The 13,587-nt window shown below is 41.0% G+C and carries 10 protein-coding genes; 2 read left to right on the top strand and 8 right to left on the bottom strand.

Annotation, left to right across the window (positions count from 1 at the left end):
* Positions 1–19: 19 nt before the first annotated feature.
* The 6 genes from GVK91_RS05375 to GVK91_RS05400 all read right to left on the bottom strand — a co-directional run bounded on the left by GVK91_RS05375 (position 20) and on the right by GVK91_RS05400 (position 9,798).
* Positions 20–1,459 (bottom strand): hypothetical protein, encoded by a 1,440-nt coding sequence (locus tag GVK91_RS05375; protein ID WP_159727379.1) that lies wholly within the window; start codon positions 1,457–1,459, stop codon positions 20–22.
* 76 nt (positions 1,460–1,535) lie between these two features.
* Positions 1,536–3,254 (bottom strand): M64 family metallopeptidase, encoded by a 1,719-nt coding sequence (locus GVK91_RS05380; protein ID WP_159727381.1) that lies wholly within the window; start codon positions 3,252–3,254, stop codon positions 1,536–1,538.
* A gap of 216 nt (positions 3,255–3,470) precedes the next feature.
* Complete coding sequence (locus GVK91_RS05385; protein WP_070570223.1) at positions 3,471–4,331, bottom strand: AraC family transcriptional regulator; 861 nt, start codon at positions 4,329–4,331, stop codon at positions 3,471–3,473.
* A gap of 65 nt (positions 4,332–4,396) precedes the next feature.
* Entirely contained in the window at positions 4,397–5,599 is a 1,203-nt protein-coding gene (locus GVK91_RS05390; protein WP_159727383.1) for a DUF4369 domain-containing protein, read from the bottom strand.
* Positions 5,586–7,925: a glycoside hydrolase N-terminal domain-containing protein gene (locus GVK91_RS05395; RefSeq protein WP_153844300.1), complete on the bottom strand. Its 2,340-nt coding sequence runs from the start codon at positions 7,923–7,925 to the stop codon at positions 5,586–5,588. Before GVK91_RS05395 ends, GVK91_RS05390 begins: the two co-directional genes overlap by 14 nt.
* Positions 7,915–9,798 (bottom strand): alpha-L-fucosidase, encoded by a 1,884-nt coding sequence (locus GVK91_RS05400; protein WP_159727385.1) that lies wholly within the window; start codon positions 9,796–9,798, stop codon positions 7,915–7,917. The genes GVK91_RS05395 and GVK91_RS05400 overlap by 11 nt, the downstream gene beginning before the upstream one ends.
* Positions 9,799–10,391: 593 nt before the next feature.
* Here GVK91_RS05400 and GVK91_RS05405 point away from each other — a divergent pair.
* Complete coding sequence (locus GVK91_RS05405; protein WP_159727387.1) at positions 10,392–10,880, top strand: META domain-containing protein; 489 nt, start codon at positions 10,392–10,394, stop codon at positions 10,878–10,880.
* Between the two features lie 135 nt (positions 10,881–11,015).
* Here the strand turns inward: GVK91_RS05405 and GVK91_RS05410 are convergent, their stop codons facing one another.
* Positions 11,016–11,762, bottom strand: a complete 747-nt coding sequence (locus GVK91_RS05410; protein ID WP_159727389.1) for a hypothetical protein — start codon at positions 11,760–11,762, stop codon at positions 11,016–11,018.
* A gap of 64 nt (positions 11,763–11,826) precedes the next feature.
* Between GVK91_RS05410 and GVK91_RS05415 the strand changes: the two genes are divergently transcribed.
* Positions 11,827–12,999 (top strand): PLP-dependent aspartate aminotransferase family protein, encoded by a 1,173-nt coding sequence (locus tag GVK91_RS05415; protein ID WP_153844304.1) that lies wholly within the window; start codon positions 11,827–11,829, stop codon positions 12,997–12,999.
* A 71-nt stretch (positions 13,000–13,070) separates the two neighbouring features.
* On the opposite strand, the gene tpx is transcribed toward GVK91_RS05415, so the two are convergent.
* Positions 13,071–13,571 (bottom strand): thiol peroxidase, encoded by a 501-nt coding sequence (tpx, locus tag GVK91_RS05420; RefSeq protein WP_120335038.1) that lies wholly within the window; start codon positions 13,569–13,571, stop codon positions 13,071–13,073.
* Positions 13,572–13,587: the final 16 nt, after the last annotated feature.

The following is a 13,587-nucleotide window of genomic DNA, read 5'->3' on the forward strand; positions in this document are numbered from 1 at the left end:
GCTAAGTACAATAACTGTGCTAGTATTCTATCACAATATGATCGTCCCAATGTTCATTCTTCACGATCTGAAAACCCAAATTCCCATTGGCAGTCTCCAGCAATTTGCCCTTAAACTGTATTTGAACATTATTTCGGATTTCGCTTCCCAGTTCAAATGTACGCAGTAGTTGGCCGTCTTTGAAAACTCGAAACTGATACCGAATAGCCTTGTTATCGAGATAATAGCCCATAAATTGGTTGAACGAAAAACTTTGATCAGCTACCGTAAAATGTGGGACAACCGTCAATACACTTTTATCGAACTGATCACTACTTCGCGTCATAAAAGGATAATAATGAAATACAGGATGAAGTTGCTCCACCTGAATACTATCAATTGCGCTCAGATCTTCGCTGTCTGTAAAGGTCAACTTGACCTCACTGTAGATCCGGTTTAACTTCAGTACCCGCTCTAGCGCCCCCTTAACCTCAAAGGTATCCCGACCTGCAAACAACTCCGCAGATTGTTCAGAAAAAGCATTCGTAGCATAAAAGTGTTCAAAATCCACAGCCTCTGCCATAATCAGCGGCAATGTTGAATTTTTAGCAATCAGACTCAGGTAATAGGTTCCATTCGGCAATTCAACATCGAAAGTTTCCTGCGAATTAAGTACGCCCGATTTGATCATGGCCTTCGATTTTGCATCGAACACATGGTAGTAAAATTTGCTTGGTAAAGCCTGCGGCTTTACTTGCCCATAAATCATCAAGTTATCCATCTTAAAGGTACCCGTCGTTGGACTGTAGCCCACTCCACCGTCTCTGCTCCCGGCAAATAATGAGATTTTCAACCAAAGCTCTTTGCTGCTGCCAAGCGAAATATTTGCCAACGATGTACTTATTGGAATTTTAGCTGAAAGTTGCACATTCGGGGGATACCTGATTGTGTCCGAGAGCACTGAAAAACTATTTCCCATATCCAGGGAATAGCTCAACATGAGCGCTCTTGGTCCTGTACTCGAACTATTGCCATCAAACGTCCAGCTGCCTAAGGATTGAATACCTTTGGTAGGGATTTTAATTAGGATCTCTTTCCCGCCCTTAAAACTTATGGCTTTTCCCGTTGCAGGCCAACCGCCCAAAAAATCATAGTCTGTCTTTGCATTGTTGTAATCGATCAAAACAGCGGCATCGAGTGCAACTTCTGGAACAGTGTTGCTATTATCAAACGTCCAGTGGTACAGCAATTCGTTTTCGGAAGCAGCTCCGCCTAACGCAGCTCGTTTTGCCGTGGTTGATTGTTTTTTTAGAGGAGTAACAATCGCTTCAAAATCCTTGACTTTGAATTTTACCGCATGAATTGTTTCATCGTTTTCATCGGGAAGTTTTGCATGCTTTTTGCACGAAGGCATTGCGGCTAAAACCAGGATGAATACACATGAAAGAATTCCCCAAGTTGACTTGGATTTTCTTTTCATAAATATAAATGATTTATAAGTTAATTAACCGGCAGATTAAAATTAACTTATAAATCATTTCACTCCAATAGTGTAACTAAAAAATTACAATCGTTTTCTCGCTTTTGCAAGTTGTCTCTTTATCTATTTTTTGAACGTATATCTTTCCAGAAGAGGTTGTTAACTTCATTGTGAGCACATTATTTACCCCTGTTGGACGTACATACTCGCCATTAAATTCGTCCCATTCATAGATCGGATTACCTTCTTCATTCAACCAGATATAGTTATAACGCGCATCGACTTTATCCTTTACTGTCAATTGCACTGTGTTTTTCTTCTTGTCTATTTTAACATGAATATTCTTTGGCTTATCAATTTTGTCCAATATATTGATGTAAACTTTTGTTTTCTCGGAAACCCGGTCATCCCAAATACCACGGACGAGGTATACTTTTGATTCCACAATATTTTGTAAAAAAATATTACTGCCCGTCTCTTCCCAAAACCCTGTGGCGGCATCATACCAGCGATATTCAAGTCCGGCAATAGGATGCTTCACTGTAAGCACCTGAGCACCACCATAACAGGTTTCCAATGTATCGCCCCATGTGGTCGATGGCTTCGCTAATTCAAGCAATTTTACCTGATTAAATGTCCACACAACCGAGTCTCGATGGTTGACATAGGATGGATTACGTAATAGATTTGTCGTATCCTGAATCATCACCTTCAACGTATTCGCTCCAACGCTTAGCATTCCCGGATCGAGGTAAATCGAATCAATGTCGGTCGCAATTGTTTGATCATTCAACAACCAGGACATTTTAAAGGTGTTCGGGGAAGGTTTTGCCAGACGTAGCGAAAACTTCTGAACGCTATCTAAGGTAATCGGCTTATCGAGGGCAGGTTTTACCTGAATAAATGGACTTGACTTTTTCTTGATGGAAGCAACAAATTGCTCTTGACAAACGGGACAAAATGGAGCTACCAGGTATTGCATTTTACAATATTCATGTGGTCTAAACCAGTTAGAGGGCGAACCTTTACCACCATAAGAATAAATACCAACTCCGTCTTTTCCAAGCCAGTATTTCCAGGGGACCTGCTTTGCATCTGCCGATTGTGAGCGGTTTGCAGACTCAATAGCATATTGATTCCCAGCCCAATACTCATCCGCAAGCTGGGCAAAGGAATGTCCAATTTCGTGCACCGCGATGTCATTGCTCTTAAAATTAACAGTAGAAGTTGCCCATTTTCCTCCTGAACCACCATAAAATGGGGAATTGACCAGCACAACGACCTGTGTATAATTTGGGGTATGCATTTTCAATACCTCTTCAATACGATCATTTTTCTGCGGTACAACCAAACGATGTAAACCACCATTGTCAAAGCTGCTTCCAAAAATCGTGTTCGGATGAGCGATCGGAACAGCATGATCCCGTGTAAACTTATTGTAACGTGGGGGATATTTACTCAGATCGGTTTCACCATGTACACAGTCACCCGCTTTGCAGTCGTGCACTGCACCAGATTCCTCGGAGATCGTACGAATAGCAAACACATTAAAAAAACTGCTGTATTGCTTGAAGGGTTCGATCGAGAAAAAATAGTTGGTAAACTGCTTGGCATCGGCAGCGTAGTCATCCAGCTGCGATTTGGTGTAACCGTCCCCCAAAATGACCAGATTGACAATATGCTTATCCGTCCCTTGGTATTGCAATGTATCAATCTTAAAAAGAGAAGATTGGGCCCGGAGCTGCAGCGCAGATATACATAAAACTAGGAGTGCAATAAATAGATTTTTATTCATCGGAATGGTTATCGTTAGAACTCAAAAATACCATTTTAGCACCTGCTATTTTTAAATTTTATTGACGAGTCTTTCTCCGATATTGTCAACAAAACCATTCTTCCGATTTCCGCGGAGGGGAGCCTACCAAAAATCAACGGCATGAGGATCCAGCTATAGCTCGGAAATCTCCATAGACTATTCCATTAAACGGCATAGTAACATCCGCCAAACAACCTAGTCGCGCATACGATGTTCCTGTACATATTCACTCGGCGAAAGTTTGGTTATTTTCTTGAACACCCGATTGAAATTGACAACATTGTTAAACCCTGTTTTAAAAGCGATATTAGAAACACTTTCCGAAGATTCGTCAATCAACATTTTACAGGCGCGTTCAATCCGGATTTCATTGAGGAAGGTAACATAGGTTTTCCGGGTATGTTTCTTAAAATACTTGCAAAATGCGTGTGGTGTCATGTGTGCTACCGCTGCTATATCTTCCAAGGAAATCTTGTCTCCAAAATGCTGGAAAGTATATTGGAATATTTCATTGATTCGCAATCCTTCGGCATCTGAGAACTTCTTTTGTGGAATACCTGTATACAGCGAAGTCCATTGATCTACTTTTTTACTTAAAAAATTAATCAGCTTCACAAACGAGAGGAGACGATCTATGCCCGCACTCACGTTAATCTGTACAAATTTTTCTTTCAATGCGACAGAGTGCTCCGCATCCAATTTTTTACTAACGTTGATGTGTTCCAGGAAATACTTGACATCATCGAATTCAGGAAAATCCAGAAAGGGTTTAAAATGTTCGTAGTCGAAAAAAATATGGATGGCATGAATGCCATCCCTTATATCTTCCCCCGTTTTGAACATATGCGGTTCATCCGCATCAACGATATAGATCTCGTCCTCTTCAAAACTATGTGTAAAGTTGCCAATCATAAAGGTTCCCCGCCCTTTCAGGATGTAGGTCAGCTGGATTTCCTTGTGTCGGTGATAGTTGCTATAGAATGAAGGCAGAATGTCTTCCTGCACACAAATAGATCCTTGGTAAACAACCGGAACTGTAAATTGAACGACTTTCATTATGTATTGAAATAACAAATATTAAACAGTTAATTCAAATGTAAGATTTTTTAAGACAATAATCGTTAATTTTTAGCAAGAAATTCCTTTACCTTCCCTAAAAACTGTGGCATTGCTGGATCCTCACCACTCAAGGATAAAATTTGGAAGGTCTGCGGATTTATCCATAGATAACTTGGCGTACGATCTATACCAAAATCATTTTCCATCGTTGCCTGGTCATTATAATTCAAAAAGTAGCTCTGCTTTCCTAGGGCCAGCTCCTTACTTGATTTGATCCATTTATCCAGATCCTTATCCAGCGAAAAATAGATAACCCTTACCCCCATAGCGTTCAATTGAGATTCTTTTTTCCGTAACATCTCCATATCGGCCTTGCTATTTGTATTGGAAGTTCTCCAAAACGCGGCAATCAGCATTTTAGCCTTTGAAATATCCTTTAAATTCAAACTATCCCGTTCTACATTCATCGGGCTAATAGCAGGAAATACAGGCATATTTTCGTAGAAGTCTTTCAGCCTATCGACCTTTTCTCGGGCAAATTTAAAATAAGGATGCTTCTGCAAATCCGTATTAAAACTCAGCAATGCGGCATCGAATTTTTTATAATTCGTCTGATCCAAGGAGATGTATTTAAAAAAATAAGGCAATACTAAGGATGAACGGTGGGTACTATCGAGAATAAAATCGGCGTATAGTATGCGTGGATTAAATGCGGCATTGCCGCTTAAGCGCTGTATTTCATCCACTGCTTTTTCATAGGAACCATCATTTCTTGCAGCCATCGAAGGCAACTGGCTCTCCAACTGCCTTACCCGTTGGCTTTTATTTGCCGTTCTATTTTTTTCCTCCTCCTCACGCTGTTTGTAGTTCGCATTGAACTGTATGAAATCCTTGGCATTCTGCGAAGAGGTTGTCAAGGTAAACTTGCCCTGATTTTCACTCAAATCATAGTCACTCCCGCCTTCGACAAATAATGTATAGGCCTCCATACCCTTTATCTGAATATCATAAAATCCGGCCATGGCTAGTTCGCCTTCCAAAACAAATTGCCCATTGGCAACCGGCGTTTTTACAAATTGCTGCAGTTTATTATCGTGATCGACGAGGCTCACCTGAGTCCCGTCCGCGGCAGTGGTTTTTCCAGTTATCTTATAGCTAAAGCTATTCAACAAGGCGGCTGTCTTCGCCGATTCGGACTTTTGGGTACAGGCTGTCGTCCCCAAGGCCAGCACAGAAATCAAGCAAAAATATTTAACGAACTTCATAATCTTTATAGTTTCCGTTTTCAAATAGACGAAGCTTTCCTTTTTTACCTTTAATCTGCAAGGCGGAAACCTTTCCATTTTCCCATTTGATGTCTACGGTATAGTTTCCACGGGTTTTAAGTCCCTTAACTTCACCCTTTGACCAGGCTTTGGGTAGAGCAGGTAATAGATGGATATAACCATTGTGACTCTGTATCAACATCTCGGCAATGCCGGCTGCGCCGCCGAAGTTTCCGTCTATCTGAAAAGGCGGATGCGCACAGAACAAATTAGGGTAGGTACCTGCCCCGACTCCCTGATAGGTTGTTTCATTGGTAAAAGCGGGTTTAAGCAACTGCCTTAGAATTTCGAGTGCATGATCACCATCCTGTAATCTCGCCCAAAACAATATTTTCCAGGCTCTAGACCAGCCGGTTCCTTCATCGCCACGTACAGCTAAAGTCTTACGTGCTGCGTCAGCCCATTCAGGTGTTGTCTGTGGCGAGATAAATGCCGCGGGATACAGACCATATAAATGTGATACATGTCGATGTTTAGGTTCAACTTCCTGATAGTCCTCTAGCCATTCCATCACGCGCCCCGATGGGCTAACGACTACCGGCGGAGGGATATCCTTCAGCTTCGCTTTCAAGGCGCCGGCAAAACTATCGTTCGTCGCAAGGATAGAATCAGCTTTGATCACCGCCTGGTATAACTCCCGTACGATCTGGTTATCAATAGTAGGTCCCATTACAACCGCAGCAACTTTTCCATTGGCCATTCGGAAAGCATTTTCCGGCGACACCGACGGTGAAGTGACCCACCATCCTGTTTTAGGGTCCTGAACCAATGTATGATCGTAAAACTCAGCCGCTCCTTTGAGTATCGGATAAATCTCTTTGAGGTAATCTTTATCCTCCGTGAACAGATAATGTTCCCAGAGATGGTTACATAGCCAGCCCGATGCCGTACTGGCTCCCCAGGAAGCCTGCTCACCCGGAGCGGAATAGCCCCAGATATTCGTCATCATATAGACCACCCAACCCGGTGCGTTATAGTAAGCCTTTGCTGTCTGCTCGCCAGTTTTTGCAATCCGCTTTATCATTTCAATAAAAGGCTTATGATATTCGCTCAGGTTATTGACCTCCACGCCCCAATGATTCATCTGTGCATTGATATTGAGATGATAGTCACCATTCCAAGGTGTATTGATCTGATTAGCCCATAGTCCCTGCAGATTTGGCGGCAGAGAATTTGTATTTTTAGGAGCAGCACTTGAAATATTCAAATACCTTCCATACTGATAATAAATCGTGGCCAGATCAGGGTCCTGAACTGGATTTTTATAGAAATTGGCAATCCGTTCATTAGTAGGGATAGCGTTATTCGCCGTATTTCCAAACAAATTAAGATTTACCCGATTAAAGATTTTTTGATAGGCAGCAAGATGGTTTTTATATATTTTCTGTTCGTCAGCAGTTTTTGCTGCTGCAACAGCCGCTTTGACAACAGGTAAAGGATCCTTCCCATAATAGGAAGTACTTGCTGAGAAATAGACCGTGAGACCGCCTTTTGCAGACAGCTCTAAGGTTTTATCCTTTTTGCTGATCTGCAGATTTTTACCTTTAACCTGAATTAATCCAACGAATTTCAGATTTTTACCTCCCTTTCCATCAGGCAAAGACCCCTCGATCAGAATCCCATCGTCCAACAAGGTATAACGGTCAATATTTTCCTGGCGCTGAAATGATATACCTAACTGCTGTACCTCATCTTTATGTTGACTCAATTGGATAACACCTACATTATTGTCAAAAGAAGTATAATAACGACGTTGGACCTGTTGTCCGTTGATCTTGAATGAAGTTTGTGCCGAGGCCGTCGCTAAGTCCAAGGAACGCTTGTAATCTTGGATCGTTCCAGCGGGCAATTTATAATCCAGCAAAAGGTCGCCGAATAGCTGATAACAGCCATAGGGAACCTTTGCACCATTACCAAAACCGGACCCCTTGCCTTTGGTCACAAAAGTTTCATTGACCAGTTTTTCGGCTTCATCATTTTTACCTGCTTTAAGCAGTGCCTGAATAGCTTCAACATTTTTGTAGGCTTCATAATTATTGGGATCTTCTGGACTGCCCGACCACATACTGATCTCGTTGAGCACGATCTTTTCCTGACTAGGATTTCCATCTGGCATCATGCCGATGAGTCCGTTTCCTAATGGCAGAGTTTCTTCCCAAACCTTAGCGGGCTTATTATACCAAAGTACGAGTGGATTTTGTTGGGCAAAAAGCAACGTGGTATGACATATACATACCACGATAAACATTAAAAATTTATTTGCCATACAATTCAAGTTCCGCTATGGCTAATTCATTGCCGCCGATAAATTGTTTTGGTTCAAATTTGATAAACTTGGTTGCGTTGTTTGTATCAAAAAACACCTGTTGCAAAATTGGATTTGCCTTAATATTGGAAAACTCGCCCTCTTTAACAAGGGTCCATGTTTTCCCGTCGGTACTGGTTGAGATTTTATAATGTGTTGGTGTCCCTATGTTCTTTCCATCCTGACGAGGAAGGAAGCCGATACCAGAAACAGGTTTTTCTGTAGCGACAACGATTACACCTTGATCGGCAACAGTCGCAAAAGTACTTGGTTTTCCGTCAGATATATAAGCATTATTATTAGATCTACCTGTCGAAATCTTAAATCCGGTCAGCTTTTTCACCTCTTTGGTATTAAATGCAAAGGGCTCGTTATACTCCTTGAACAATCCAAAATCACTGAGCGTAATCGCTACAGGAGCATAAACATGAAGACGTAATTTACTTGCAGTTTGAGGTTGCTCGAGTTTGATGAGTCGGTTTGCGCCGATACTTGTTGCTTTGGCCAAAGGCTTCCAGCTGTTATTTTCCCAACGTTCAATCGAAACACTATCGATACGTTGTCCCAACTTAATATTCTCTCTCAACTGAATAAGATCGAACTTCGCTGGGGATTTTAATTTTATTTCCAATGTTGCCGATGTTTTGGAATCGTCTGTTGCCCAATAGCTATAGCGATCATTATCGGTAATAAATGAAGTCCCATAGGATTTTGAATCACCATTACGGACATTGGATGCCGTGATGGTTGCTCCCTTAGCCAGATTTGTACGGAAAGTTTCCTTCACTTTTTTTCCAAAAGCCTGCAGCGACGTCACATCATTCTCATGTAATGTACCAGAAGGCATCGGTGCTAAGCCAAGATTCATGCATGCTCCTCTTCCAACGGATTTTAAATAGATCTCAAAAAGCTGATTTGGTGTTTTTACACGACTATCTTGTTCTTCATGATAAAACCATCCCGGACGTTGCGGCACGTCACATTCAGCAGGTATCCAATATTTACCATTACGGTCGCCTGTTTCGGCATTATGTGATTCTGTTGCTCCAGGTACAGCGACTTTTCCATTTAAGCCAATCGGCGTAAATGTTGCCCATGATGTTTCGGCAGCAAATCCTTTTTCATTACCCACCCAACGCATATCGGGACCGATATCTGAGAAAATAACGGCTTCAGGCTGTAATTTACGCACGATAGGCCAGGTTTTTTCATGCCACTCATAGTAAGTTGTTCGATCAATAATACGCTTCCCTTCATGGCCACCATAAAAGCCATCACCTCCATTTGCTCCGTCATGCCAGGATGTAAACAAAGGGCCATAATTGCTCATCAATTCAGTCAGCTGCTGTCTGTAGGCTTCAGCATAGGCCGGAGTACCATAACGTTCATCGTGACGATCCCAAGCAGAAAGATATACACCAAATTTCATCCCATTTCGATGGGTCGCTTGCATAAAATCTTTAACCATATCACCTTTTCCATTTTCCCATGGTGAAGAAGCGATACTATAGGATGTTGTCTTGGTTGGCCACAAACAAAATCCGTCATGGTGCTTCGCTACACTAATTAGGCCCCTGAAACCTCCTGCTGCAGCTGCCTTAGCAATTTGATTTGCATCAAAAGCCGAAGGATTAAACAACGAGGGCTGTGCATCACCATAACCCCACTCCTTATTTTGGAAAGTTGTCGGCGTATAATGAATCAAACAATACGTTTCCATCTCTTGCCACTTTAATTGACGCTCGGTTGGCAGAGCCCCGTAAGCTTTTAAAGTATCTGATTTGGCTACAGGCCCGCTGGAAAGTAAAATGGAGGATAACAAGATTGTCAACATAGTCTATATTTATGTTCTAGAAAATTAGGTTGTAAAGCTCTAAGATAAGAAGTTTTGCAAAATGCTGTATGTAACATTTGCGTACAAAACCGACCGATGCTCAGCTCCAATAGGATTTATCCCTAGGTCAAATCGTATTCTTTGTTCAAATCAATCGATTGATTAAAACAAGAATTCCAATTTATCAATGGTACTATTTACAGCCAATTATTTAACTTTTCGTATACCGGCATAAGCGATTTTTTATCTTCAACACCAAAGAAAAACATGCTGTACCTCGATTGATATGCTATATCAACACAAAACTGTTCTTTTTTCACCCTAATTTCCCCAAAAATCTGATTCTTTCGCTTGTCGTTCAAACAAAAATCATCCATCCGTTATTAATAGAGGATAAAGTAGTTAACAGCATTCGACTAGATGCTCCATTGGGCTATACTTGAGATTGGCATGATAATTATAAGTATAGGGCAGAAAAAGGAATGTTTTTTCTGAAAGTGTCTGTCTTTATTGACGAAAAAGAACCTTCAGGTTGTTTTCATGGTTTTTGATGCTGAAGAAATAATGAAAGTTTTATATTATTAAAAATGGTTATGAGAGGAAATTTAATGATTTTAGCGGTTGCATTGGCGTTTTCAACAATCGCATGTAACACAACGGGAAAAAAAGCTGAGGCAACAGGTAGCGGCGACACTGCGACTACGGTTCAAAAACCAAGCACAGTGGACAATGCGTCTTTGGAAGGCACCTGGGAACTTAAATCCCTGACCACACCAGAAACTGCAGGAAAACAACTTAAAGATTTATTTAAGGACAAAATTCCAACATTGACTTTCAACACAAAAGACCACAAAGTAGATGGTAACAACGGTTGTAATGGTATTGGTGGAACCTACGAAAGCGAAAAAGGCAATTCGATCAAAATCGGAGATAAATTGATTTCAACCATGATGCACTGTGAGAACGCAGCTTACAACGAATTTATGAATGGTCTAAAGTCAACGACAAACTTTGATGTACGAGATAATGAATTGACATTTATTTCTGGAGATATCGTCGTGATGCAATTCGTCAAAAAATAAGTTAATCTTATGATAAAAGAGAGGCCGGTACATGTACCGGCCTCTCTTCTTTAAGAAACTATTATCTTCTATCCTCTTAGGATTTACAGTTTTTTGTTTTACGAAAGTTTAAAAATTTTATACGATGATGGAACACTAATTGAAAAGCTTCGCATCCCAGCTCTTTTCGTCAAAAAAACTACGCTCGCCAATTACAGAAACAGATATTGTAGTTTTTCTTCGATAATTGTTTGTCGACAAGGCGCGGGGAAGAAACTCTTCCAGCACCATAAATCCTTTAATCTTATTAGGCTTAGTATCATAGTCACGAAATATCTGAACAGATTTAAAAGCTGAATTAGGATAACTTACAACGAGGCTATCTAGGTTCTTCGCCGAATTAAAATAGAATGTTTTTTGGGACCTGAGTTGCTCATCGACGTAGCAGTACTCCCCTTTTAGCCAATCACCTATGTATTGATAAGAATATACTCGGGTAGGGGTATCTTCTTCAAAAATTTTACGTTCGACAATTTTCCCTCCCTCAAATAATAGCTCCTGCCTGTCTGAAAATATAAGTTCCTTATTAAAACTCTTTTTTTCAAGTATCATCCGATTTCCGTTTACGCGAACGTCCCAGTACACCTTATCCGTAAAAAAGGGGACAAATCCGTTCGCGGTAGGTATCTCTAAAAATCCCCCTATAATGCGATCCAATTGTTTTCCGCGATAACTCAGTTTCATTTCGTTCACATTAGACATAAATGATTCAGCGGTAGATGACTGCAAATAAAGGATCGGAATTTCCTTTGGCCTTTGCCCTAAGTCCATTTCTCCTTCCTTTGAACAGGAAAAGCAAAGCACTAGGAATATAGTACAAGGCAAAAGCCATATTTTTTTCATAAAATGGGTTATTTCATTGCTAATTATACAAATATAAAATTTTCATCTCGTACCTTTACACATCATGAAACAAGATCAATCTAAAATCATACGTGAACAGGTCGATCGTTCAGCACTTCGCGAACATTCGACTCCTTTATACCTTACATCAAGTTTTATCTTCGACAGCGCTGAACAAGGTCGGGCGGTCTTTGCTGGCGAAGAGGATGCAATGATTTATTCCCGCTATGCCAATCCAAATACTTCAGAATTCATCAACAAAGTTTGTATTCTTGAAGGTGCAGAAGCAGGATTGTCTTTTGCATCAGGTATGGCAGCAGTATTTGCCTCCTTTGCAGGAATTATCGAAAGTGGAGACCATATCGTTTCTTCACGTGCAATATTCGGCTCTACACATCAGTTATTTACGGAACTCTTCCCACGTTGGGGTGTTACCACAACTTACGTAGACGCAGCTAATCCGGAAGAATGGGAAAAAGCAATCCAGCCGAATACGAAAATCATCTTTTTAGAATCACCATCCAACCCTGGTCTGGAATTGGTTGATTTGGAATGGTTGGGTAAATTCAAGGAGAAATATCCTCATATCATTCTGTCGATCGACAACTGCTTTGCCACACCTTATCTTCAGAAACCGATTCAATATGGATTTGACCTGGTCATCCATTCGGCGACCAAATATATGGATGGACAGGGCCGTGTTTTGGGTGGAATTGTTGTCGGAAAACAAGAACTTATCGATAAATTGATGTTCTTTATCCGTCATACAGGCCCGGCGCTATCCCCATTCAATGCCTGGATCATATCAAAAAGTTTAGACACGTTGGGCATCCGTATGGACCGCCATTGTTCTAACGCATTGGCTTTGGCCGAGGCATTGGAAAATCATGCGGAAATTGAGGATGTAAAATATCCATTTTTACCAAGCCATCCACAATATGAGCTGGCCAAGAAACAAATGAAAGCTGGTGGCGGTATTGTAACCTTTGTTGTCAAAGGTGGTTTTGAGCGAGCAAAAGCCTTTGTGGATCATTTGGAAATGATTTTATATACCTCTAACTTAGGAGATTCAAGATCAATCGCAACGCATCCAGCCTCCACCACACACTCAAAGTTATCGGAAGATGAACGCCTGAACTTAGGTATCAGACCAGGCAGCATCCGTCTGTCGGTGGGTTTGGAAGATCAACAAGATATCATCAACGACATCTTGCAGGCTCTGGAGAAAACAAAATAACAACAAGAAGACATATTAAATAAAAAAGCCTTTGCATAAAACAAAGGCTTTTTTATTCGCTCACATCCTTCTTAATTCAACGATGCGATCGCTGCGGCATAGTTTGGCTCGTCAGCAATTTCTGCAACTTGCTCTTCATACAACACTTTTCCAGTTTCATCCAATGTAATGACAACACGGCTCAACAAACCCGCCAAAGGTCCGTCCGCAATAGCCAATTGATAAGCATCTGAAAAGTTTGAATCTTTATACTCTGATAATGTCACTACATTATTTAGACCTTCTGCTGCACAAAAACGACCTTGTGCAAAAGGTAGATCTTTCGATATACATAACACAACAGTATTATCTAACTGCGATGCTTCTTTATTAAATGCACGTACGGAAGCGGCACAAGTTCCGGTATCTACACTAGGAAAAATATTTAATACAATTTTTTTTCCCTTGAAGTCTACTAGAGACTTATCGGAAAGATCGCCTGCAGTTAATTTAAAATCAGGAGCTTGCTCGCCAACCTGTGGTAAACTGCCTTTCGTGTTTACTGGATTGCCTTTAAAAGTGATTGTAGCCATATAATATGATCGTTTA

It is taken from the genome of Sphingobacterium sp. 18053 (assembly GCF_902706145.1).
Lineage (GTDB): Bacteria > Bacteroidota > Bacteroidia > Sphingobacteriales > Sphingobacteriaceae > Sphingobacterium > Sphingobacterium paramultivorum.